We start from the raw sequence: 24,910 nt of genomic DNA on the forward strand, positions 1-24,910 counted from the left end.
CATTAACGCCTCGAGAAAGAATCCAGGTAATAGAATGGCGTATGATGGATGAAGAACGACTAGCTGTTTGGGATAAAAAGAAGGCTTGAGCCGGATGTTTGGAAACGGACAAGTCCGGTTCTGAGGGGAGAAAGAGTCCGCGAGGACTCCGACTTACCCGACCCTACATTCGTAGCGGATGTTTTTTCTAATGCTAAAAATTGAAAGATGTTAAAAAGAGCGACTCCTGAAATTCCCATCAATATTAACGGAAGTATTGCGGTACGTGGTGGAAGGATTTTCTTTTCTTTAAACCATACCATTGGTAATAAACAAACAATCGCAATCAGCCACCTTAAACTTGTCAGTGTCATCGGTGATGCATGATCGACGAGTGATTTTCCAACGACGAAATTTCCTCCCCATAATAAGCTCGTTAGTAATAGTAAAAAGACGTAAAAATAAGGCATGATAAAATCCCCTTTTTTGTAATCAATACTAATTGTAAATAATTTTAGCATTTTTCTTTATTATGTAATATATTCTTTTGTATAATGGTGAAAACTCGATAAAATATTTAGTTTAAAATGATATTTACAGAAAAATATTCAGTTTTATATAAATTATAAGTTGTTTTTTCGAATAATCATCGGTAAGAAAAAAGGAGGAATTGTAATGGAGTCGTCTGTTATTAAAGTGTTGGATGATTTGGATGTACAAATTTTAGATATATTGCAGAAGGATTCACAAGTAAGTAATGCAGAGCTGGCACGTCGCGTTAATTTATCACCGGCTGCGATGCATGCAAGAATAAAAAGGTTAGATGGGGAAGGTTTCATCGATAAGCAAGTTGCGATTTTAAATCAAGAAAAGCTTGGGTTTGATTTATTATGCTTTATTTTTATGAGTACGAATATTCATCAATTTGACAAGTTGGAAGTGTTGGAGAAAGAATTAGAATCAATGCCGGAAGTGTTAGAATGTCACTGTTTAACAGGAGAGTACGATTATTTATTAAAGGTTGCAAATCGTGATCGTAAAGAACTAGAGCAGTTTATTAGAAAGCTGAATAAGCTTGGTATTACACGTATACAGACGAGTTTGGCACTTCGTGAAATTAAATATTCAACAGTATTGCCGATACGAGATGAGGAACCGAGCATCGATTAGATTGCTTGGTTTTTTGGTTGTATAAAGTGATTGACGAGGAGAAAAGAGAGCTGTATGATTATATAAAATTATGAATTAAAATTCATTTAAAGTTATAAATATTAATATCGAGGGCAAGGGGATGTAATATGAAAATCTGTAATGCGGTGACGAGTGATGTGAAAGAAATTTATAGTCTTATTGAGGTTTATGCAAAAGAGGGAGTTGTTTTACCACGTTCTCTTTTGTCTCTTTATCAATATTTGCAATGTTTATATGTTATGAAAGAAGACGAGAGAATTGTTGGAGTTGCTGGATTGCATGTATTAGGAGAAGATCTTGCAGAAATACGATCGTTAGTAGTTTCGCATACATATGCAGGGAAAGGGATAGGGCGTATGCTCGTAAATCATGTAATGGAGGAAGCTACGAAAATAAATGTAAGAAGAGTAATTTCCTTAACATATGAAACAGTATTTTTTCAAAAGTGTGGATTTGATTTTATAAATAAAGAAGCGTTGCCAGAGAAAGTATGGATTGATTGTAGACATTGTCCAAAGGTGGATTATTGTGATGAAGTGGCGATGGTGCGGTATGTTGGATGAAAAATTTATAGGGAAAAAGTTCCCACTATTATTTACATATATAGTGGGAATATATATTTCCATAAGAAATGGACAGGTTATTAAGAATTTGAATTCTTTTGTCTCACGGCAAAATTATAAAGTGGATCTTTAAGTTCATAGTTATACGTTAAACCGTCGACAATTCCTACAACTTTATCATTATCATAAAGATCGAGCATAAATTGTGCCATTTGTTTTGCAGTGTGGAATTTTGGTACAACATTATCGTATTGGAATTCATCAATATCAAATGAACGTTTCGCAAATTCTGTTTCAGTTGCAGCAGGAGCTAAAACTTTTGTTTGCAGTTTTGCGCCTTGTTCTTTCAGTTCGTGAGACAGCCCTTCTGTAAATGCACTTACATAGAATTTCGTAGCGCAATACGTAACAGCATCAGCAACAATCGTGTATCCGCCGCCCGATGAAACGTTAATAAGCTGTGTTCCATCAACCATTGAATAATCTCGAACGAAAAGAGAAGAGAGTATTGTTAGTGCTTCTATATTGACATGCAACATCGTCTCGATTTTATTTAAATTTTGTTCGGCAATTGAGGCGAAATTACCAAAACCTGCGTTATTAATCCACGTTTCAATTTGAAAAGCTTGTAGGCTTTCATAAAGTTTATAAACATCTTCAGTAACAGATAAATCAGTTCGTCGAATGACAACATCCAACTCTGGATGCATTTCGTTAATTTTCAATTTTAATCCATCTAATTCTTCTTGTCTTCGAGCTACAAGTACTAAATTTTTCCCGCGAGATGCAAATGCTAAAGCTGCTTCATAACCAATTCCGGAACTTGCACCAGTAATAACCGTATATTTCATATAAAATCCCCCTAAATTCAAATTCATTTATGGTTAGATTGTATTTGTTAGAGTATACTCTAAGTCAAATGTTTTTTATAAATTTGATACGGTCATAAAATATATGAGGGTAAGCATGTGGAGGGAGTTTTAGTATGTACACAATTAGTGAGGTAGCAAAATTATTAGGCGTGAGCACACATACACTACGTTATTATGAAAAGGAAAATATATTAATTGCAAATCGTGATACAAATGGAAATCGACTTTACGAAGAGTCACATATAAAGTGGTTGCAGTTTGTAATGAAATTAAAACAAACGCAAATGCCAATAGCGAAAATAAGAGAATACGCTAGATTATATACAGAAGGGGCGCATACAACAGAAGCTCGTTTACAGCTCCTAGAAGATCATAGGAAATCTATTCAGATTCAAAGAGAAAACTTAGAGGTTACAGAGAAGATGCTTGAGAATAAAATTATTGCATACAAGGCCTCTTTGGAAAATAAATAGAAAACAAAATTCGCTCCTTAGTTATAGGATAAACATGGATTTGATCTCATAGTGTGTTGGCAAATAAAAAAGAGCAGCTAGCAAAAGCTAACTGCTCCATTCAAGGGATCTCTCCAAGGGGGAGTGGAGAAAATATTATGTTACTAGCATTATTGACAGATTATTAGGAAATATACAAATCAGATGAAAGAAATTTTAAATAAACTTTCGGCATTGACAGTTTTTAAAATGTTCATGTACAATATATATGAATGACATTCAGTCATTTTGTATGACAGGATGCAGTTTACTTGGAAACGGAACAAATATAAATGGTAAATGAGGATGATATTTGTTTTTATATAGTATTGATGAAAGAGTATATTTTTTTAAAACAAAAAAATGACTGATAGTCAGTCATGAGAGGTGAGAGGTATGAAAAATAGAGCTTGGTTATATGTCATATTAACATGTATCTTTGAAATTTTTTGGGTGTTTGGTTTTAATACGGCTAATACTTGGTGGCATTGGATTATTATTTTAGGAGTTATCGCTGTTGATTTTCACTTCCTTTCTAAAGCGTGTGAACATCTTGCAACAGGAACTGTATATGCTATTTTCGCTGGAGCTGGTACGGTAGGTACTTTCTTAATGGATGTATTTCTTTTCGGTGGAAGTTTCAGTGCAGGCAAACTATTCTTCATTCTTATGGTAGTAGCCGGCGTTATCGGTTTAAAGTTAGCTGACAATAAAGAAGAAACTGTGGAAGGAGTTGCTTAAAAATGGGTTGGTTTTTCGTATTTTGTGCTGCAATTAGTGAAATAGTCGGTGTGATAGGACTTAAAATGTATAGTAAAGATAAGACATTAGCCAATGGTGCGATTTATATAGGTGGGTTTGCTACATCCTTCGCATTTTTGTATACTTCCTTCTTATTTTTACAAGTAAGTGTCGCGTATGCGGTTTGGATTGGTATCGGAACAGCAGGTGCAGTTTTGTTAAACATGTTCTTGTTTGGTGAGTCGAAAAGTAAAGCGCGTATCATTAGTGTGTTTCTTATTGTATGTGGAGTGACAGGATTAAAGGCACTTTCTTAAAGATATATTGTATTTTTATCTCCTAATTGTTTATTAGGAGATTTTATTATAAAAAAATGATTTCCTCTTAGAGTTCACTATCATTGACAGTACAATCGATTATCTTATAAAATGAGTGACAGTCATTCAATATGCGTGTGAAAGGGTTTAGATGATGAATAAAAAAGAGAAAATTGTCTATGCAGCTATTGAAGTGTTTCAGGAAAAGGGCGTCGAAAAAACGAAGATTTCTGATATCGTGAAATTAGCTGGCATTGCGCAAGGAACTTTCTATTTATATTTTCCTTCTAAGTTATCTGTTATGCCTGCAATAGCAGAAGTGATGGTTGAAAAGATGATACTTGCAGTGAAAGAAAAAGTGCAAAACGATGCGCCTTTCTCAAGTAAAGTGACGCAAGTAATAGATGCGGTGTTTCACTTTATAGCTGAATATCGTGAAATACAAGCTTTAATGTATGCTGGTCTTGCATCTACAGAACATATAAAAGAATGGGAAGCTGTGTATGAGCCTCTTTATATGTGGCTAAGTGAATTTTTAAATGAGGCAAAAGAAGCCGGTGAAATTCGTGATTCGGTTCACGCAGAGCGAACAGCGAAGTTATTTATCGCTCTAGTTGAATCAGCAGCGGAACAAGTGTATTTATATGATCATAAAGATGATGAGCAAGTGGATTTGCAAAAGGCAGAAGTACTAGATTTTTTAACACATGCACTACATATAAAGAAATAGTGAGATGAACCTGTCTGAAAAGGTAGGTTCATTTTTGAGGAAAACTGAATGATAGTCATTCATCTGATATTTATGTATGTGTGGAAGGATAGAGTGAAATTCTAATGAGTGGAGGCATCTTCACTCATTACTAGCCCACAAATAGCAGGATAAAGAAAAAGCTTCTTGGGCATTATTTTTGGGGAGGAGCTTACGGGAAGAGGTGTTAAAAGTGAAGAAACCGATAAAAGAACAAAAGATGGTATTGGTCATTCTTTTGAGTAATATATTTATCGCTTTTTTAGGGACGGGATTAATCATTCCGGTTATGCCGTCCTTTATGAATGACATGCATTTAACAGGGAAGACGATGGGATATCTCGTTGCAGTGTTTGCAATGGCTCAGCTCATTACTTCACCTATTACAGGCCGATGGGTTGACCTTTACGGTAGGAAGAAAATGATCATCATTGGATTATTTATTTTTGGTGTTTCAGAACTTCTTTTTGGATTAGGAAAAGATGTATGGATGCTTTATGTAGCAAGGGTGTTAGGCGGAATTAGTGCTGCTTTTATTATGCCTGGTGTTACGGCATATGTTGCGGATATTACATCTATTCAGGAACGTCCAAAGGCGATGGGATACTTATCTGCGGCTATTAGTACTGGATTCATTATAGGTCCTGGAATCGGCGGATTTATTGCAGAATACGGTATACGTGTGCCGTTTTTCGTTGCAGCAGCAATTGCCTTTATAGCATGTGTGATTTCAATCTTTATTTTAAAAGAACCGTTAACAAAAGAAGAACTTGCAGAGATTTCTTCTAATACGAAAGAATCAAGTTTTATTGGGGATTTAAAGAAATCATTACATCCAATGTATGCAATTGCATTTATTATCGTATTTGTACTCGCATTTGGATTATCAGCGTATGAAACGGTGTTTAGCTTATTCTCTGATCATAAATTTGGTTTCTCGCCGAAAGATATTGCAGCAATTATTACAATTAGTTCAATCTTTGGGGTAGTTGTACAAGTATTTATGTTTGGCAAATTGGTAGACATGTTCGGTGAGAAAGTATTAATCCAAATATGTTTAATTGTAGGTGCAGTATTAGCATTCGTCTCAACTGTAGTCTTTAATTATTGGATTGTACTTCTCGTTACTTGCTTCATTTTCTTAGCATTTGATTTACTTCGTCCAGCTTTAACAACGTTTTTATCAAAAGCAGCTGGAAAAGAGCAGGGATTCGTTGCTGGTATGAACTCGACTTATACGAGTTTAGGAAATATCGCAGGGCCAGCGATGGGCGGAATATTATTTGATATGAATATTCATTATCCATATGCATTTTCAGGAGTTGTTTTAATAGTTGGTCTCGGCATTACATTTATGTGGAGAGAGAAACAGTTGGCTGAGAGTTTTGCGAAGTAATAAAACCCCTTACGACGGTAAGGGGTTTTTGTTTTATCCTGTAAAATCCCAATTAAAGTTTCATTTTATAGACTTAATCCAAACCGTTTTAATTCAATAAAAATCCCCTCTAATTGCTTTCCTTTATCCGTTAATGTGTACTCTACACGAGGCGGAACTTCTGGATATACTTTTCTCGTTATAATGCCTTGAGACTCTAATTCTTTTAGTCGAAGCGATAATGTTTTTGGACTAATACCATCCATTGATTTTTGTAAATCACTAAAGCGTAATGTTCCTTCGATAAGAAGATCACGAATGATTAAAAACGTCCATTTTGTACTAATTACATCAAGCGTTTTAGCGATAGGACAAGGTATGCCCGGTAAACCTTTCGTTAATTCAACTGAATCTATATTGCTCATGGAACTAGCCTCCATAAAATTTTTTTAGATGAATTTGCTTTATAGTATCACAAAACTATACTTTTGGTAACTATATGAAAAAATATCACTACTTCCATAAAGGAAGTTAGTGCATATACAATAGCAATACGAAACAAAAAGGATTTATATAAGGAGGTGGTGATTTCCATGGGGTTAAAAAAGTTACTTGGATTTCTTAGTTTGTTTGTTATTTGTATTGTGCTTGTAGCATGTGGTGTGGAACAAAAAACTGAAGTTCAGTTATTAAAAGAACTGCCAAAGCCAAAAGCAATGACAATTGATCCCTCACTAAGTAAAAAAGAAGCGACAGAAATGGTTCATGCGGCGCAGCGTTTTTATGCATTTTGGGATACAGGTAAGGAGGAACTTATTCCGCAGACTGTTACTAAAGATTTCTTCGATAATACATTGCCGAAAGGGCGACCACAAGGCATTGAAGGATTAAAGTTTGCAGCGCAAAATTTTCGTAAAGTTGTGCCTGATATACATTGCGAGATTGAAGACTTATTAGTTGTTGGTGATAAAGTAACGGCCCGTCTTTCTTTTACAGGAACGCATAATGGTAAGAAAATTAATTTTTTTGCAATTGATATTTTACATGTGAAAGACGGAAAGATAACAGACGATTGGCATTTAGAAGATAATCTTACACTACAGCAGCAACTCGGCTTAATAGCTGAAGAGTAGATCATATAGGGGAGAGAAAAACGATGAAAAATATATTTATTATAAATGGACATGAAAAATACGGTACAAAGGAAGGACGATTAAATAAAACGTTAGTAGATTATATGGTAACGGTATTAAGTGAGAAGCATCATGTGAAAACAACAACGATTCAAGATGGTTATAGTATTAAAGAAGAACAAGAGAAGTTTTTATGGGCCGATGTTGTGATTTATCAAACGCCAATTTACTGGTTTAGTGTACCAGGCTTATTTAAAACGTATATGGATGAAGTATATGAATACGGTTTGTTCTTTAAAGGTGCTGATGAATATGGAACAGGTGGTTTATTAAAAGAGAAAGAGTATATGTTCTCTACAACTTGGAATGCACCTGAAAAAGCATTTGGAGATAAGACGAAGTTCTTTGAAGGAGAAAGTTTAGAATCAGCGCTTAGTCATTTACATCGCGTGCAGAAGTTTCTCGGTATGAGTCCGTTAAAGAGTTTTGCTTGTTATGATGTGGTGAAGAATCCGGATATAGAGAAGTATTTATTGAACTTGAAAGATCACTTAGATGGAGTAATTAAATAATAGTATGTGAAGAAGGTACTACTAAGGATGTAGTACCTTCTCCTTTTATAATGACTCATATTTTAAGACATGGATGGCTGTATCCATAACTTCGCAAAATTTGCCCAACCGAATGAATCAATTGTTACGTTTTTTAAAGAAGAAGGGTATGTTTTTCTTTTTAAAACGTTATAGTTAAATAAAATGATATATTCTGCTTGTAAAAACTCTTCAATCTCATACATGAGTTCATAGCGCTTTTCTTTATTTTCTTCTAGTAAAAATATATCTAGTAAACAGTTAATTTGTTTTTCGTAGTGCGGGTCCATGAACCGATTTACGAAGCAACTTTTATTTTTAAATACATTTAAGAATGCAATTTCATGATTGGCAGCAAAGACTTCTCCCATGAAAATAATATCAGCATGTTTATCAATAGAGCGATTCATATAATCTGAAACGGGAAATGGGTGAAGCTCTACTTGTATACCTAAACTTTCACATCGTTCTTTTAAGAAATATGCATCATTTGCACTATCTTTAAATGCGAAGAAGTAAATATGTATCGTTTCTCCATTATATGTACTCTTTTTCAAATACTCTTTTGCCTTTTCTAAAGAGTAGGATCTTCTTGTTGCAAGGCGGCTTCTATCAGGGAAAAAGCTTGATGCAGCAATTGTCCGTCTACCCTCTATGTTACGAAGTATCATTTCAACATCATATAGTTCTCTCCAAGCTTTTCGAAAGTAAATGTCGTGATGAGGACCAGGTTTTGTAAAGTTGAAGCTAGCATAAATACAACCTATTTCTTCTATTTGTATATCATGCCTTTCATTTTCCTCTTCGTTTGGTAGTTCATAATCAGCATCTATTTGCACATGGTCAGGAATACCCCAAAATTCAATACGATCTAATAACGCACGCTCTTTAAAATAATGGGTGAACGCTTCGAGTACGATATTATCTTCAGAGTAATGAGCAAGTTTGAAAGGTCCAGTACCTATATAATGATGATTTTGAATACTCGTATCACGCGGTAAAATTGCGAGCTGCATTGAACTTACATAGTGTAAGAAAAATAAATTTGGTTTTGCTAAATGGAATCGAATTTGCAGTGGTGATGGTGTTTCAATTTGAACAATTTCTTCTGTTAACCATTCGAAAGGGGATTGAACTTGCTTTAGTCTTTCAAATGAAAACTGTACATCTTTAGAAGTTAAAATTGATTCATTGTGAAAATATATATTTTTTCGTAAATAAAAGGTCCACGTAAGTCCATCTTCACTTAATTCCCATGTATGCGCAATGTGAGGCTCCATTTTTTCAGTAACATCGTTATAGACGACTAACGTATCAAAAATTTGACTCGTAAGATGACTCTCTGTAGTTACAGCCACAAAAGCCGGATCTAATGGGAATATCTTTCTCGATATAGGAATCTTTAATACGTCGTACATATCATTTGAAGGTTCGTATCCAAAATGATGATGTAGTTTATTTTCTATCTTTTTTTGAAGTGCAAGGGGTAGGGGTTCTTTTAAAAGAAGAAAGATATCTTTTAATTTTTCTTGTGCTAACAGTTCATCTGTATAGGACTCAATCGCTTCTACGAAATTATGTATAAATAGAATTTCCGTTTTATGTCCGCGGCCTCGCCCTGGAGTCCAGCTAATTAATTGCTCCTCGCTCATTTTCTTTAATAAAATCTTTACGTTTTTCGTACTGCAATATAAAACATCCGCTAATTCTTGTAAGCTATTTCGCATATGTTGTTGATCTTGTGCATGTAGTCTTAGTCTAATGTAATAGTCCATAATTTTCATATATACACTTCCTTCTATCATAAAAGGGGAAACTCTTTAGAATATTCTAACCTTTTTCTTCCTTTTTTTCAAAGTAAAATAAGTAAGCATAAGGAGGGGAAACAATGGGATTTTGGAGTATGCATCGAAATATAAAAATTAGAATTATAACATCGTTTTTAACACGTACTGTGTCTACGATGATTTTTCCATTTATGGCGATTTATTTTTCCATAAAGTTAGGTAGTGCGATTGCTGGTGCGTTACTACTTATTAATGTCATAGCTTCATTAGTAATTGGTTTATACGGTGGATATGTTGGAGACCGGCTTGGGCGTAAAAAGGTTATGATTATCGGTCAAAGTATACAAGTCATTTCCATTGCTTGTATGGGAGTTGCGAATTCGGATTACGTTGACTCACCGTGGTTAACATTTGTGTTTATGTTAGTGAATAGTTTAGGATCGGGACTTATGAATCCTGCGACAGAAGCGATGTTAATTGATGTGAGTACACCTGAAAATCGAAAAGTGATGTACAGCATTAATTACTGGGCTATTAATTTATCGATTGCGATTGGAGCGATATTTGGAGGATTACTATTTGAAAACTATAGACTACAATTGTTTATCGTATTAACGCTTGTTGCCATTATGACTTTATATGTGATGGCTGTGTATATGGAAGAAGTGTATGTAGCACGAAAAACGATGGAGAAGAAAAATGTATTAAAAGATATGGCAGATAGTTATAAAGTCGTGATGAAAGATAAAGCATTTTTAATTTTTTGTGCAGCGAGTATATGTACATTATCGTTAGAGTTTCAAATTAATAATTATTTAGGGGTACGTTTGCAGAAGGAATTTGAAACGGTGCACTTTTTATTCGGGAATGGTTTTACGTTTGATTTAACAGGTATTCGCATGCTGAGCTGGATTTCTGCAGAGAATACAATTTTAGTTGTGTTATGTTCAGCACTTCTTATTAAAATGCTGAAAAGCTTCAACGATTTGAAAATCTTATATGTAGGCTTATTTATTTACACGATTGGATTTACAATACTCGGAACGAGCAATAGCTTATGGATTTTATTAATTGCAGGGCTTTTCCAAACAGTAGGCGAGATGATGTATGTGCCAGTGCGTCAATCTATTATGGCAGATATGGTGCCAAATGAGGCAAGAGGTTCTTATATGGCGATTAACGGAATGGTCTTTCAAGTGGCAAAAATGAACGGGGCATTAGGTGTTATGCTAGGTTCATTTATTGCATCTTGGGGTATGAGTGCTCTGTACTTTATCGTTGGTATGAGCAGTATTTTATTATTTATGAAGGCGATAGGGAAAGAGCAGTATGAGGATGAGAGAAATGTTTCTCAAATTGGATGAAACTATATAAAAGCGAACCAGTTATACTGGGACTCGCTTTTTATATAATTTTTAGAACGGATCAACTTCAGCTAAATTTGGAGTAGTACTAGGCTGTAGTAAAAGATTTTTTAATGTGCCTACTTCAGAAAGTGCTACTAATATGTAGCCACTAATCAGTACAATAAGCCCAATGATGCGTAACGTTTGTAAGCTCACTTCATTATTATTCGTTTCCGTTGGATTTGGGGGCGTTGAAGGTGGATTGTTATTCATAAATAAGGCTCCCATCTTTTTTTATTTATATATGTGTAAAATCATTATTTAACTTATGGATAGGAATCGTATAGTCATTTTCACTATATGAGAAATGCCTATGAAAAGTGATTAGAAATTTGGGGGCAAGAAAAGAGGGGGTCTCAAAAGATTATTGAAAATGAGATTCTTTTTGTTTTTTATACAAATCAAAAGGTTAACCAAAGTAGCTAAACAGCTATTTTGGCTAACCTATAATAACTATCCCAATATACGCAACGATTCTTCAATAAACGCTGGGATGTCCTCTGGCTGTCTACTTGTTACTAGCTGATTTTGACATACGACAACCTCTTTGTCATGAAAGTTCCCGCCGGCATTTTTTAAATCGACTTCAATAGATTTATATCCAGTTACATCGCGTCCTTCAAGTGTTTGTGCAGTGATGAGTAGCTGAGGTCCGTGACAAATAGCGAAAACAGGTTTTTCCGCATCCATAAATGCTTTACTAAAGCGAACAAAACGTTCATCGGCACGAAGTATATCTGGAGAAAATCCACCCGGTATGAAGAGGGCATCAAAGTTCTCTGGAGAAACATCATCAATACTTTTATCAATCACGACTTCACTTTTTCCTTGCTTACCGTGTACCGTTTTACCTTTTTCCGTTTCAATAGTTGTTAATTCATATCCCTTTTGTTTAAAAGCTTCTACTGGCTCTGTGTATTCTGTATCCTCGAAATAATCCGTTATTAAAATAGCAATTTTTTTACTCATTCTAATCCGCTCCTTATATTATATTATATTATATTATCGGCTCCAGAATCTTCCTTGGGCAATGCCTTCTATAAATGATTCAATTGAAGTATTTGTTAAGTTGTAAACTCCTGCTCCATCCAGTTTAATCTTACTATGGTCCAAAGCATGAGGATTACTAAGGACATGAGCTATCGGTTTAAAATGTTTAAAAGTAGTTTCTGCAAATTCTAAAACAGGGGGTTGAATGACAGACTCACTACTAAACACTAATACTGCATCAAAAAGGGAGGAGTCTGTTGTTGTATAAGTATCAGTTACTTTAATGGAATCATTGAACTGATAAATTTTATTATCTATGATGCTATAGTTAATTCGGTGTTGTACAAAAGCTTGAATCCATTCGGACAGAAGTGAGACGCTTGGGTCACCATTTAATAGAATTGCAACATTTTTGGAATCAGATTTAAAAATAGTATTGGACATACTTAGTGCAGGTGATTTTGCATCTGAATTTACTTCGTGATTTTCCTTAGGTAAAGGAGCTCCAATAATGTTAGCGACTTTTTGTGCTAATTGACGATCGACGTGGTTTAGAAGAGCAATTACATTTGCCTTCACCATGTCTGATTTACACTTCCCAACTTCAAAGCAAAAAGCTTCTTTTATGTGCTGCTTTTCAATAGGGCTCATACTATTGTAGAAAAGTTTAGCCTGAGAATAAAAGTTAAGAAAGCTTTTACTGCGACCTCTAATTTTATGCCCATCAATCTTTTCTTGATAATGTTCATATCCTCCTTGTTCGGCTTGGACGGTTGCAGGTTGATTGTTATTTAATCCATTAGGATGATAGCTTGTTTGACCGCGATGAATCTGCATTTGATGCATACCATCACGTTGATTATTATGAAAAGGACATACAGGCTGATTAATAGGAATTTGATGGAAATTAGGGCCCCCTAAACGAGATAATTGTGTATCTGTATAGGAGAATAATCTTCCTTGCAGAAGAGGGTCATTTGAAAAATCAATACCTGGTACGACATGACCAGGGTGAAAAGCTACCTGCTCTGTTTCAGCAAAGAAGTTATCAACATTTTTATTGAGTGTCATTTTACCAACTAATTTTACAGGAACTTCTTCTTCTGGCCATAATTTCGTTGGATCTAAAATATCAAAATCAAATTTATGTTCATCTTCTTCTGGAATTAGCTGTAATCCAAGCTCCCATTCAGGATAATCCCCTTTTTCAATTGCTTCGTATAAATCTTGACGATGAAAATCAGGATTTTTCCCGGCAATCTTTTGAGCTTCATCCCATACTAATGAATGAACCCCGAGGGTAGGTTTCCAGTGAAACTTTACGAAATGGGCTTTTCCTTCTGCGTTAATGAGTCGAAATGTGTGAACTCCAAAACCTTCCATCATTCGTAAACTACGCGGAATAGCTCGGTCGCTCATTTGCCACATGACCATATGAGTGGACTCAGGATTATGCGCAACAAAGTCCCAAAAGGTATCATGAGCGCTAGCTCCTTGAGGAATATCATTATGTGGTTCTGGTTTAACTGCATGGACAAAATCAGGAAATTTAATAGCATCTTGGATAAAGAATACTGGCATATTATTACCCACTAAATCATAGTTTCCTTCATCTGTATAAAATTTTGTGGCGAATCCGCGTACATCTCTTACTGTGTCGTTGGATCCTTTAGAACCTTGAACGGTTGAGAACCGTACAAATACAGGTGTTTTCTTTGAAGGATTAGTAAGAAAATCTGCTTTCGTATATGTTTCTAAAGATTCATAAAGCTGAAAATAACCATGAGCGCCAACCCCGCGTGCATGAACAATCCTTTCGGGAATTCGTTCGTGATCAAAATGGGTCATTTTCTCGCGAAAGTGGAAATCCTCCATTAAGGTTGGGCCTCTTAAGCCCATCTTTAAAGAAAATTCATCTTCAGCTATTTTTACCCCTTGATTTGTTGTTAAAGCATGTTTGCATTGATTGTCAGTAACGTGATGCTTCAATTGTTCCGTTTTTTTATTCACAATATAGGCCCCTCCTTTACTCTGTTAATTAATAGATACCCTTTTTATTAGGTCGTAAACATGTATTATCGTTTTTGTATGTAAAAATCATAAAATATCGGTTGTTTCAGTGATTCTTGTTTGAGGAAGCAAAATAAAAACGCCAAGGATAATTTATTTTCACCTTGGCGTTTAAGATATTTCTTTTCGTTAAAACGAAGAAACGCGTTGCTTCGTTTTTGATACAATAATAAATTTGATCCAGAGTAACCCGACAATCATAATGATAAGGCTATGTAAAAATTGACCTGTAGCAATGAGTATAACAATCGAAAATACAATGAGTTGAATGCTTAGAAATATAAAGATTAAGCTAAGAAATTGCTTCATTCTTTCTGCAGTACCAATCGGATATAATGTTGCAATAATATTTCCCGAAAAATATTTCCACAGTGAACGGAGCTGCATAGAAATCATATATAGAACGATGTAAGCGATAGCGCCTTTTACGTATATATTTGGTATAAAATATAATGCGAAGGCACCAATTAATCCTAAGCGAATATATATACCGAAATAATCATTCCCACGTAAAAATGCGAGTGTATGTAAATAGAAGAAAGTTGCTTGTTTTTTATGTAATAAAGGTTCAATCCAATTTGTAAGCCATTTTCTTTTATTTACTTGTTTATTCAGTTGCGGAACATCGGTAAAAATGCTAGCAAATTGATAAAAACGAACGTTCATTTTTTCTTCTTGCTCGATTATGTAATCCCACGGTATTCGTTTTGTAGGCTGTTTTTTCGTGTATAGAAGTAGGAAAGCAAGTAGTAAGAGTAGTCCGCCCAATATGAGAACATTTGCGGAATAAAACAGCATGTAAATGATTAGGGCGTTACAAGTAATACGGATGATCAGCCATATATTTTTTTCATGACTATCGCGCCACATCCAATGTATGTACATGTTCCAAGCTTTCGTAACCATTAAAACGATAAAGATTGTACATAAGAAAGGAACCGTTAATTGCAATGATTGCAGTGCAAGTGGTACGAGAATAAGGAACGTAAATAATAATGGAAAAAGCTGAATGATGTAATTATATAGAAGAGATTTTTTGAAATAAGATGTTAATTTCTCTTCTAGTGCTAGTAAATAGACAGCGTCAGGTTTCTGAATAAATGTACGGATAGGGCATCTCGTTATAATGAACGTAAGTACAATCGTTATAATTATTAAAGATATTCCTTTAGAAGGAGATGCTTTTAGAAACTGAGCATAATAATATGCACCAACGCATGAAATAAAGATAAAGCTATATAGTAAACCGTTAATCATACGTGCAAAGTATGTAATGATATTTTGCATATGTTGTTGGAAGCGACTGCTCCATAGTGATTCAATTGACATGTTTTTCACCTCTTTGTTCTATTATATATGTTTTATAAAAGAAAAAACGAGCAAATTGCGTTATGCAACTTGCCCGTTTTTCTTTTCGTTATTTTTTTTCTGATCACGATTCATTAATGGATAGAAGGCAAAGCCGATTACGAATAAACCAATTCCGAGAAGGAACGTTTTTATATCGGATGCGCCCGTTTTAATAACCCATAGTGCGTAGCAAAGTGCAATCACTGCGACTATACCATCTGTAATTCTTGCCCGCATTTCATTTTTATATGTTTCACCAGTTGCGACTAGTTTTAACTGGAAGATTGGCGAAACGAGATATGGAATGAGGTAGGCTAGTGTTGATACGGTAATAACGAATGTATAAGCTTCCGCAATTGTTCCTGATAATGTTGAGAATAAGAACACTTGCGACATAATGTTTGTTAATCGTAATGAGTAAATTGGACTTCCTTTTTTATTTGTTTTCGTGAAGAAGGAAGGGAAGAAACCTTCTTTTGCTGCTTGATACGGTACTTCTGAGCTTAATAAGATCCAACCTAAGATGGAACCGAACAGGGAAGTAAGAGCAAGTAATGCCATCAGTTTCCCGCCGCCATGACCCATTGCAGCATTTAGTGCATCTGCTAATGGACGTTCAGAAGCTTGTAATTTATCAACGTGAAGTACACCCATTGTTAAAATTGTGATTCCTAAGTAAATCGCAACTGTAATAAGTAATCCCGCAACTGTTGCACGTTTTACCGTTTTTGGAGAAACAGCACGGTTTGATAAAAGAACGGCTGATTCAATTCCGATAAACGCCCAAAGCGTTGTAAGAGCAGCTAAATTTACTTGTGAAAGAAGACCGTGTGATGCACCTGATTTATCAATCATCGGTGTGTACCATTGTCCAAACTTAGAAGCTTCGAATGCAAATAACGTAACGACGATGAATAAAAGGAATCCAGTTACTTTCGTTGTTGTTGTTAAGAAGTTTAGTTTTCCAGCTCCGCTTACACCGTTCGTTAATATAATATGAGTTCCCCAAAGTAAGATGGAACAAATCGTAAATGTAATTAGTTTTCCGACTTCTACGTTAAACGAGCCGATTGAAAATAGTAGTCGCGTATCTTTCATAATTGGGAAGAAGAGTGATAAATATCCCGCAAATGATGTAATGATGGCAACGTTACTTGCCCAGTTTGCAACCCAATATCCCCATACCATACTGAATCCAGCCATTTTTTTCTTTTTTGGTGTTGAGAATAAAGCATATGCATGACTTTGTGGTCCTGTCGTTAAATCAGGACGACGAATTGCTAAATTACCGAAAACAAGAGCTAGCATTAAAACACCAAACCCTGTAGTTAACCAAGCTAAAGTGACACCGAGTGGGCTTGCTGTTTGTGCCAACGTACTTGGCACCATGAAAATACCAGCGCCAACCATGTTACCGACAACGAAAGCTGTTAGTACCCAAAAGCCCCATTTTTTTTGTTGCATAGAAAATACCTCCAAAGTTAGTATAACCAAGTCAAGCGAGGAGATATGTATGTCTTCCTAAGTCAGGAAGAGAAGTCCCAAACAAAACAAAAAAAGCACGTAATTTGCCGCTACATGCTTTCTATCTTATAAGAAACCCACGACATACCTCTCGATAGCTCTCCACAAACGAAACGTTTGTGACAGTTCTGCACTTATTAAATGCAGACCCAGCAAGCGTGCATGGTGGACACGACTTACTTCGGCAAACATTCCTTTCTCATTCCTTCATCAATGCCACTACATCTCCTGAAATGATACTCTTAATGATTGCAACCTCTACCTCACCGAGATACGAATGAGGATTTAAATATTAAATTAACGTTTTTAAGAGTAACAAATGAATTTTTATACGTCAATGGATATAGTAATAATCAGATTATAGAGAAGAGTTTGTGATTAAAAGTGAGTTAGGAGAGGCTGTAACGATTATTAGTTCGGCAGAAGAAACAGCGATAGAGTTAAGTACCATTTTACAGCATAAAGGAATTTTGTCTGACAATCTGAATCCGAAGCATCGCTTTTTTACAACGGGATCTGTTTTATCATTTGAACATATCGCTGAGCGATGGCTAGGGTATCAAATTTCTGTAGAATGTGTACATTTGCCTATGAAAAATGCGTGTATACATAATTAAGATTTAGTAAATTACTTTTTTTAATAAATGAGGTTCGTTTCATAAGAAGGAAAGAATAAGCTTTTAATTGAAGTGTTTAAGGGCAGTTCAATTAAAGGGGAGATTGGATTATGGAATTATTAAGATCTCAATTATTTGCTTTAGAGTATATTTCAAAATATGCAGAGAACGAAAAACGTGGGGCTAAAGCAACGATTAATCATATACTTAAAATGTCTAATATTACAGATGAAATATTTGAAGAAGCTGTCGCTAATTTAAAATCTCATGCAAGGATTGCTTTACACTTTCATCCAGACAGACTAGATTCGAATATGAAAAGTGTTGCTGAAGCACTGTTTGAGCAAGGAGTATATAAAAGTCAGTTTGAAACATTGCTATCTAATGGAAGCGTATCTGCTTATCCTGGTGGTGAACGTGACCTTTGGGAAAAGAGAATATTTGGAGGGGCATATCAATTAGAAGGCGTAACGAATGATCAACGGCCAAAATACGGAGCGCTAAATTTAATGTTACATCCAGATGGGCCGGCTCCGCGTTTTGGTTCATGTTATTTTCTCTTATCTCCAAAAGTTTCTTCGCGCTCTACATATACATATTTAGATTCGCATCAAGATCCGAAAGAAAAGGGGACTTATGAGGAGTTTGATATGATTTTAGCTGCTCTTTTGGAAGAGACATTCGTAAGAGATTTTGCAATTGGTGAAGGGAATTTGACGCCAACAATATTAATTAATCATTTACTAGCTAACCTGAAAAGGCCGTTTATAGATTTAGTAAGCAAAGAGCCAGCCCGTAATCTTAATCATTATATTGAAGCGCAAATTCATGGAGAGATTTCTCTTAAAGAAGACGTGGAGGCGCTTGTTGCAGATCCTTCATTTAAGGGTACGGATGTAGGGAAAGTTTTAGAAGAAATTTGCCTGAAGTATGCTATAGATTTGTATTGGCACATCGGTTTTGTACTTACGGTGGATGAAGTTCCGATGGATTTTAGAGGTTCAAAAATGCCATCTTTGGCAAAACGCATTGCACGAAATAATTGTATCGATGCACATATAATTGGCTCAGCTGTAGTGGATTTGAAAAGGAATCCACTATCCTGGAGTGATCGCGGAACGTATGAAGAGGTGCTTCAGGAATTAAAATTATTATGGCATGTTTTAGTTCGATTTGGAAAACCAAATCGGAAGTAGAACGAAATACTCCGTTTTTTGGAAGTATTTATATAGAAAAGAAGCTGATCTATAAATAGATCAGCTTCTTTTTATAAGATTAAACTAAGTTTAATACAGTTACTTTTTCACGTGTCATAGACTCAAGGCTCTTACGAATACCTTGTGCACCCATACCTGAACCTTTTACACCGATGAATGGGAAGTGATCAGGGCCGCGCTCTGTGCGTCCGTTAATTTGTACAGAACCAGTTTCGATTTTGTTAGCAATTGCAAATGCTTTGTTAATGTCTTTAGTGAAGACACTTGCTTGCAGACCGAACTCTGATTTGTTAGCAATTTCAATTGCTTGTTCATCTGAAGAAACACGAATGATTGGAAGGATTGGGCCGAATGGCTCTTCCCAAGCAACTTTCATCTCTTCTGTTACGTGATCGATTAATGTTGGGTAAATTAAGTTACGCTCACGTTTGTTACCGATAACGATTGTAGCACCTTTTTCTACAGCGTCGTCAACTAAACCTTGAACGAAGTCAGCAGACTTGTCGTCAATTAATGGAACGATTGTGCTATCTTGTTCTGGAGATCCAACTGATAGTTCAGCTACTTGCGCTTTTAATAAGCTAACAAGCTCGTCCGCTACGTTTTCGTGTACAAGTACACGTTTAATAGCTGTACAACGTTGACCAGAGTAAGAGAATGCACCGCTTATGATATGGTTTGCAGCATCTTGTAAATCAGCATCTTCACGAACGATACCAGGGTCTTTACCACCAAGTTCTAATACAAGTGGAATCATTGAAGCTTTTTTCGCTAAATGTTTACCTGTGTTTGTACCACCTGTGAACGATACCATATTGATGCCTTCGTGTTCTACTAAGTAGTCACCAATTACAGAACCGCGTCCTGTCGCTACGTTTACAAGTCCTTTTGGAAGGCCAGCTTTATGAAGTGCTTCAACCATTTTAATACCACTAATTGCACCTTGAGTTGCTGGTTTGAAAATAACAGCGTTACCCATAATTAATGCTGGTGCAAGTTTTGCAGCAGATAAGTTTACTGGGTAGTTAAATGGTGCGATTGCTAATACAACACCAAGTGGTGCGCGTTGGATAATCGCAAGTTTCGATTTTGTACCGCCCGGGAAGCTATCGCCCATCATGCTTTCTCCGTGCATATGTAAAGCTTCTTCGATCGTGTAACGAATGAAGTCAGCTGTACGAACAACTTCTTTCTTCGCATCTTTATATCCTTTACCGACTTCTTTCATAATGATATCGGCAATTTCATCCTGCATATTTACGAGCTCATCAGCCCATTTATATAAGTATTTTGCGCGATCTTGTAGGGAAGCTTCAGCCCATGATTTTTGAGCTTCTTTTGCAGATGCAATTGCTTCATCTACTTCTCCGCGAGTAATTGCTTGTACTTGTCCAATTACTTCGTGTAAGTATGGAGATGGAATTTCGATTGTTTCTTCTGAAGAGCTTTCTCTCCATTCTCCGTTTAAATAAAATTTGTACGTATTGCTAGTTGTCATGATTAGTCCTCCTAAAATAGCAACTTGTAAGAGTGAGTATAAGGTGATTGTAGGGGGGTTGATAACATTTTTCAAATGAAATGTTTGTGAAAACGATTTCTTATTCCTTTTTTATTTTGTATGCCCTTTCTTACAGAACATTCTCTTATTTCAAAATGGTGTATCATATATTTTTATTTGAAGTGTGAAAAAACAATTGACAGAATACTCAATAAAGTTGTAAGATTATAAATGGAAAATAAATGAAGGGGGTGTGCGTAATGATTGTAATCGTAAATGTAATGGGCTTAGCTCTGTTAAATGGCAGAAAACATTCATATCATTACGCAACCCGTACGGATATATAGGGCATCTTTGTCTTATAAAAAGCGTACGTTGCGTATATCGTAACGTACGCTTTTTATGCATTTTTGTGCATATCGTCAAGCGGCGGTATGCTTTTTTTTGTTTATTTTCCATGCTACTATATAAAACTTTGGAAGGTGGAAAAATGTGATGAGATTGTATGGGTTACGAAATGTAAATGTGATGGGTCTGGATAGTGGATAAAGAAATGAGAGGTAAACGAGAACGAGAAGGGAGAGGTTACATTGTTATCAGTATTACTAAAGTTAAAATGGTTTTTTAAAGAGCATTGGAAGAGATATAGTATCGCCATTGGAGCTCTTTTAATTGTGAATATAGTTGAAGTTATTCCCCCGAAAGTGTTAGGGGTTACGATTGATAATATAAAAACAGGAACGTTATCAAACGAAGCTATTATACAGTCTATTCTTATTTTAATAGGGGTTACAATCGTTGGGTATGGTCTTACTTTTGTATGGCAACATCAATTGTTTGGAGGTGCATTTGTACTTGAGAAAACGATGCGCTCTAAATTTATGGGGCATTTACTTAAGATGACGCCGACTTTTTATCAAAAAAATCGTACTGGCGACTTAATGGCGAGGGCAACGAATGATTTAAAAGCAATCGCTATGACAGCTGGTTTTGGTATATTAACGCTTGTGGATTCTAGTTTATATATGCTTACGATTGTCTTTATGATGGGATTTACAATTAGTTGGGAGCTCACATTTGCAGCGCTTATTCCGCTTCCAATTATGGCGTATGCGATGAATATATATGGAAAGAAATTGCATGAAAGATTTACAGTTGCGCAAGATGCGTTTGGTGATATGAACGATAAAGTGCTTGAATCAATCGCTGGCGTACGCGTTATTCGTGCATACGTACAAGAGAATGCAGACGAGGAAAGATTTCATCATTTAGGAGATGACGTCTACGAAAAAAATATGAAGGTAGCAAAGATTGATGCATTATTCCAACCAACTGTGAAAATGCTTGTCGGTCTTAGTTATTTAATCGGCTTAGTGTACGGTGCATACCTTGTGTTCCAGTCAAAGGTGACGCTTGGTGAACTCGTTTCTTTTAACGTGTATTTAGGGATGATGATTTGGCCGATGTTTGCAATTGGTGAATTAATTAATGTTATGCAAAGAGGAAATGCTTCGCTTGACCGTGTGAATGAAACGTTAGCGTATGAGCCAGATGTAAAGAATCCGAAACATCCAAAGCTTGTGCAAGAGCCGGATTATATTCAGTTTGATGACGTTACCTTTTCATATCCTTCATCAACTGAAACAAATTTAAAGAAGGTTTCATTTACATTAAAACAAGGGGAAACGCTTGGGGTTGTCGGGAAAACAGGAAGTGGAAAAACGACGCTTGTCCGTCAGCTTCTTCGTCAATATCCACTTGGAGATGGGGATATTGCAGTTTCTGATGTGACATTAGATAAAATGACGAATGAAAATGTACTCGGCTGGATTGGTTATGTACCGCAGGAGCATATTTTATTCTCAAAAACAGCGCGAGAAAATATTTTATTCGGAAATAGGGAAGCGACTGAAGAAGAACTAGAGAAAGCAATTGAAATTGCTGCGTTTAAAAAGGATTTAGAGTTTTTGCCAGAAGGGTTAGAAACGCTCGTTGGAGAGAAGGGTGTTTCTTTATCAGGAGGGCAAAAACAAAGGATTTCAATTGCGCGAGCTGTTATTCAAAATCCGGAAATATTAATTTTGGATGATTCTTTATCAGCTGTAGATGCTCGTACGGAAGCAGCGATCATTGAAAATATAAGAACGGAAAGAAGCGGAAAGACGACGATTATTACGACGCATCGTTTATCTGCAGTGCAACATGCGGATTGGATTCTCGTTATGGATGAAGGTGCAGTTATAGAAGAAGGTACGCATGCTCAGCTTATCCAAAAGGGAGGCTGGTCTGCTGAGCAGTTTGAAAGACAACAAGGTGAAAGTGAAAGTGCGGATAGTGGGGTGAAAATATGAGCGTTTCAAAACGATTGTTTCAATACGCGATGAAAGTGAAAGGGACGATTTTTGCTGCGATGTTAATGTTATTTATTTTCGTCATCGCAGAGCTTGCTGGTCCTTTCGTCGCTAAAACGATGATTGACGATCATATCGTCGGGATAGAGAAACCTTGGTATGAAACAGAACAGAGTGAAGAGGCTGTTTCGTATAATGGCACCTTTTATAAGCGAAGCGATCGCTTCCAGGAAGGTGAGAAAAAAGGAAAAGAAGTACGCGTGATGCAAGTCGGTTTTCAATATTATTTTGTACCGAATAAAGTAAATGCGGAAGGGTCACGTACTGTAAAAGGGGATATGATTACCGTTCAAAATGGTAAGGCGGTGCAAGTGTATAAAGCGAAAGCATTAACAAAGGAAGAAGTGTTTGCATTTTATAAGCCAGAAATAAACCGTCTATTATTACTTGGTGGTGGCTATTTCGCTTTATTAGTAGTCGTGTCATTATTTGCATACGGAAAGCAGTTCTTCTTGCAAAAGGCAGCGAACAAAATTATTCAAATTATGAGGGAAGATGTGTTTTCTCATATTCAAACGTTGCCAATTCGTTACTTTGATCATTTACCGGCGGGGAAAATTGTTTCGCGTGTGACGAATGATACAGAGGCCATTCGTGATTTATATGTAACGGTGCTGGCAACATTCGTTTCTAGTATCATCTATATTATTGGGATATTCGCTGCGTTATTTTTATTAGATGTGAAGCTCGCTTCATTATGTTTATTAATTATCCCAATTTTAATTGTTTGGGCGATTCTTTATAGAAAATACGCGTCTGTATACAATCATAAAATGCGCTCTCGTTTATCTGATATTAACGGAACAGTGAATGAATCCATTCAAGGGATGCCAATTATTCAAGCGTTCCGTCAAGAGCGTGAAACGAAAAAAGAATTTGAAGAATTAAATGGCGATTATTTTAAGTATCAAAATAAAATTTTGAATTTAAATGCAGCAACTTCGCATAACTTAGTAGCCGTATTAAGAAATATCGCTTTCACAGGAGTAATTTGGTATTTCGGCGGTGCGTCATTAAGTGCTACAGGTATTATTTCACTTGGGGTACTGTATGCATTCGTCGATTATTTAACACGATTATTCTCGCCAATTACGAATATGGTGAACCAGCTTGCAAACTTAGAGCAAGCGCGCGTTGCATCAGAACGTGTCTTTGAATTGTTAGAGGAAAAAGGGGAAGCGGTAGAAGAAGAACGTATGCCTCGTTTAAAAGGAAATGTAAAATTTGATAATGTATCATTTTCTTATAATGGAAAAGATGAAGTGTTAAAAAATATTTCTTTTGAAGCGAAACAAGGCGAGACAGTGGCACTTGTCGGTCATACTGGATCAGGAAAAAGTTCTATCATGAATGTACTCTTTCAATTTTATGAGTTTGAAAAAGGAAAGCTTACGATTGATGGTCACGATGTAAAAGAGATGCCGAAACAAGCAACCCGTGAACATATGGGAATCGTACTGCAAGACCCGTTTCTTTTTAGTGGGACGGTCGCTTCCAATGTAAGCTTAGAGAACGAAAAAATTTCAAAAGAGCGCATTGTAAAGGCGTTACGTGATGTTGGTGCTGAAAGATTTGCGAACAATATAAATGAAGAAATTACAGAAAAGGGAAGTACGCTTTCCACTGGAGAACGTCAGCTTATTTCGTTTGCTAGGGCGCTCGCTTTTGATCCGGCTATTTTAATTTTAGATGAAGCAACGTCTAGTATTGATACAGAAACAGAGGCGATGATTCAACAAGCACTAGAAGTTGTAAAAAAAGGAAGAACGACATTTATTATCGCTCACCGCCTTTCAACGATTAAAAGCGCAGATCAAATTATTGTGCTCGATAGAGGAACCATTTTAGAAAAAGGCTCTCATGATGAACTCATGAAAAAGCGCGGGCGTTATTACGATATGTATAAAACGCAAATGGAAGGCAATCAGAGTGCTTAATATGCATGGAGGAGAACTTGTGATTTTCACAAGTTCTTTTTTATTGATGAACATGTCGACTCTTTAGCGAATTACGACAGTTAAATAAGAAGTATTGTTTTAC

Annotated in this window: 22 protein-coding genes, 2 pseudogenes and 1 riboswitch; of the genes and pseudogenes, 14 read left to right on the forward strand and 10 right to left on the reverse strand. The window is 35.9% G+C overall.

All coding sequences use genetic code 11. The annotated features are described in order from the left end of the window. Window positions 1-161: 161 nt before the first annotated feature. Window positions 162-449: pseudogene (locus MR169_RS18955) on the reverse strand (EamA family transporter); the annotation flags it as partial. A 205-nt stretch (window positions 450-654) separates the two neighbouring features. Between MR169_RS18955 and MR169_RS18960 the strand changes: the two are divergent. Continuing rightward, complete coding sequence (locus tag MR169_RS18960; protein WP_000446088.1) at window positions 655-1,149, forward strand: Lrp/AsnC family transcriptional regulator; 495 nt, start codon at window positions 655-657, stop codon at window positions 1,147-1,149. A gap of 128 nt (window positions 1,150-1,277) precedes the next feature. Further along, window positions 1,278-1,733: an N-acetyltransferase gene (locus MR169_RS18965; RefSeq protein WP_000686663.1), complete on the forward strand. Its 456-nt coding sequence runs from the start codon at window positions 1,278-1,280 to the stop codon at window positions 1,731-1,733. Between the two features lie 80 nt (window positions 1,734-1,813). Here MR169_RS18965 and MR169_RS18970 read toward each other — a convergent pair whose 3' ends face one another. After that, window positions 1,814-2,584 (reverse strand): SDR family NAD(P)-dependent oxidoreductase, encoded by a 771-nt coding sequence (locus MR169_RS18970; protein ID WP_000878074.1) that lies wholly within the window; start codon window positions 2,582-2,584, stop codon window positions 1,814-1,816. 134 nt (window positions 2,585-2,718) lie between these two features. Here MR169_RS18970 and MR169_RS18975 point away from each other — a divergent pair, with 134 nt between their 5' ends. From MR169_RS18975 to MR169_RS18995, 5 genes are all read left to right on the forward strand, one after another. Beyond that, window positions 2,719-3,078, forward strand: coding sequence for a MerR family transcriptional regulator (locus MR169_RS18975; RefSeq protein WP_000288064.1), 360 nt, complete (start codon window positions 2,719-2,721; stop codon window positions 3,076-3,078). Window positions 3,079-3,492: 414 nt separating this feature from the next. Further along, window positions 3,493-3,837 (forward strand): DMT family transporter, encoded by a 345-nt coding sequence (locus MR169_RS18980; protein ID WP_000796019.1) that lies wholly within the window; start codon window positions 3,493-3,495, stop codon window positions 3,835-3,837. 2 nt (window positions 3,838-3,839) lie between these two features. Further along, entirely contained in the window at window positions 3,840-4,154 is a 315-nt protein-coding gene (locus MR169_RS18985) for a DMT family transporter (protein WP_000539671.1), read from the forward strand. 151 nt (window positions 4,155-4,305) lie between these two features. Beyond that, window positions 4,306-4,884, forward strand: coding sequence for a TetR/AcrR family transcriptional regulator (locus MR169_RS18990; protein WP_001999151.1), 579 nt, complete (start codon window positions 4,306-4,308; stop codon window positions 4,882-4,884). 211 nt (window positions 4,885-5,095) lie between these two features. Next, window positions 5,096-6,298: an MFS transporter gene (locus MR169_RS18995; protein WP_242319837.1), complete on the forward strand. Its 1,203-nt coding sequence runs from the start codon at window positions 5,096-5,098 to the stop codon at window positions 6,296-6,298. A gap of 65 nt (window positions 6,299-6,363) precedes the next feature. Here MR169_RS18995 and MR169_RS19000 read toward each other — a convergent pair whose 3' ends face one another. Continuing rightward, window positions 6,364-6,702, reverse strand: a complete 339-nt coding sequence (locus MR169_RS19000) for a winged helix-turn-helix transcriptional regulator (protein ID WP_000065120.1) — start codon at window positions 6,700-6,702, stop codon at window positions 6,364-6,366. A gap of 168 nt (window positions 6,703-6,870) precedes the next feature. On the opposite strand from MR169_RS19000, the gene MR169_RS19005 reads away from it, so the two are divergent. Then, window positions 6,871-7,410, forward strand: coding sequence for an ester cyclase (locus tag MR169_RS19005; RefSeq protein WP_000523323.1), 540 nt, complete (start codon window positions 6,871-6,873; stop codon window positions 7,408-7,410). Between the two features lie 23 nt (window positions 7,411-7,433). Continuing rightward, the gene (locus tag MR169_RS19010) at window positions 7,434-7,982 is read left to right on the forward strand and encodes an NAD(P)H-dependent oxidoreductase (protein WP_000789187.1); all 549 of its coding nucleotides are present in this window, start codon (window positions 7,434-7,436) and stop codon (window positions 7,980-7,982) included. A 62-nt stretch (window positions 7,983-8,044) separates the two neighbouring features. Here the strand turns inward: MR169_RS19010 and MR169_RS19015 are convergent, their stop codons facing one another. Further along, window positions 8,045-9,805, reverse strand: coding sequence for an SgrR family transcriptional regulator (locus tag MR169_RS19015; RefSeq protein ID WP_242319838.1), 1,761 nt, complete (start codon window positions 9,803-9,805; stop codon window positions 8,045-8,047). An 83-nt stretch (window positions 9,806-9,888) separates the two neighbouring features. On the opposite strand from MR169_RS19015, the gene MR169_RS19020 reads away from it, so the two are divergent. Continuing rightward, window positions 9,889-11,151 (forward strand): MDR family MFS transporter, encoded by a 1,263-nt coding sequence (locus MR169_RS19020; protein ID WP_000508215.1) that lies wholly within the window; start codon window positions 9,889-9,891, stop codon window positions 11,149-11,151. A gap of 51 nt (window positions 11,152-11,202) precedes the next feature. Here MR169_RS19020 and MR169_RS19025 read toward each other — a convergent pair whose 3' ends face one another. The 5 genes from MR169_RS19025 to MR169_RS19045 form a co-directional block, all read right to left on the reverse strand. Beyond that, on the reverse strand, window positions 11,203-11,406 hold the full coding sequence (locus MR169_RS19025; RefSeq protein ID WP_001063862.1) for a hypothetical protein: 204 nt from the start codon (window positions 11,404-11,406) through the stop codon (window positions 11,203-11,205). A 240-nt stretch (window positions 11,407-11,646) separates the two neighbouring features. After that, window positions 11,647-12,162: a type 1 glutamine amidotransferase domain-containing protein gene (locus tag MR169_RS19030; protein ID WP_000037541.1), complete on the reverse strand. Its 516-nt coding sequence runs from the start codon at window positions 12,160-12,162 to the stop codon at window positions 11,647-11,649. Window positions 12,163-12,195: 33 nt separating this feature from the next. Then, window positions 12,196-14,193: a catalase gene (locus MR169_RS19035; protein WP_001036538.1), complete on the reverse strand. Its 1,998-nt coding sequence runs from the start codon at window positions 14,191-14,193 to the stop codon at window positions 12,196-12,198. Window positions 14,194-14,382: 189 nt separating this feature from the next. Then, entirely contained in the window at window positions 14,383-15,582 is a 1,200-nt protein-coding gene (locus MR169_RS19040; protein WP_000021400.1) for an ABC transporter permease, read from the reverse strand. 60 nt (window positions 15,583-15,642) lie between these two features. Then, window positions 15,643-17,067, reverse strand: coding sequence for an amino acid permease (locus MR169_RS19045; RefSeq protein ID WP_242319839.1), 1,425 nt, complete (start codon window positions 17,065-17,067; stop codon window positions 15,643-15,645). Between the two features lie 147 nt (window positions 17,068-17,214). Continuing rightward, window positions 17,215-17,396, reverse strand: a riboswitch (Lysine riboswitch). Between the two features lie 99 nt (window positions 17,397-17,495). Here MR169_RS19045 and MR169_RS19050 point away from each other — a divergent pair. After that, window positions 17,496-17,744: pseudogene (locus MR169_RS19050) on the forward strand (glutamate racemase); the annotation flags it as partial. 110 nt (window positions 17,745-17,854) lie between these two features. Then, the gene (locus tag MR169_RS19055; RefSeq protein WP_000422023.1) at window positions 17,855-18,940 is read left to right on the forward strand and encodes a DUF3626 domain-containing protein; all 1,086 of its coding nucleotides are present in this window, start codon (window positions 17,855-17,857) and stop codon (window positions 18,938-18,940) included. Between the two features lie 79 nt (window positions 18,941-19,019). On the opposite strand, the gene gapN is transcribed toward MR169_RS19055, so the two are convergent. Further along, entirely contained in the window at window positions 19,020-20,459 is a 1,440-nt protein-coding gene (gene gapN, locus MR169_RS19060) for an NADP-dependent glyceraldehyde-3-phosphate dehydrogenase (RefSeq protein ID WP_242319840.1), read from the reverse strand. Between the two features lie 590 nt (window positions 20,460-21,049). Here gapN and MR169_RS19065 point away from each other — a divergent pair. Beyond that, the gene (locus tag MR169_RS19065; RefSeq protein WP_242319841.1) at window positions 21,050-22,810 is read left to right on the forward strand and encodes an ABC transporter ATP-binding protein; all 1,761 of its coding nucleotides are present in this window, start codon (window positions 21,050-21,052) and stop codon (window positions 22,808-22,810) included. Then, complete coding sequence (locus MR169_RS19070) at window positions 22,807-24,807, forward strand: ABC transporter ATP-binding protein (RefSeq protein ID WP_000116657.1); 2,001 nt, start codon at window positions 22,807-22,809, stop codon at window positions 24,805-24,807. Before MR169_RS19065 ends, MR169_RS19070 begins: the two co-directional genes overlap by 4 nt. Window positions 24,808-24,910 lie beyond the last annotated feature (103 nt).

Origin of the sequence: Bacillus cereus group sp. BfR-BA-01349, from assembly GCF_022663795.1 — a bacterium.
GTDB classification, from domain to species: Bacteria; Bacillota; Bacilli; order Bacillales; family Bacillaceae_G; genus Bacillus_A; species Bacillus_A cereus.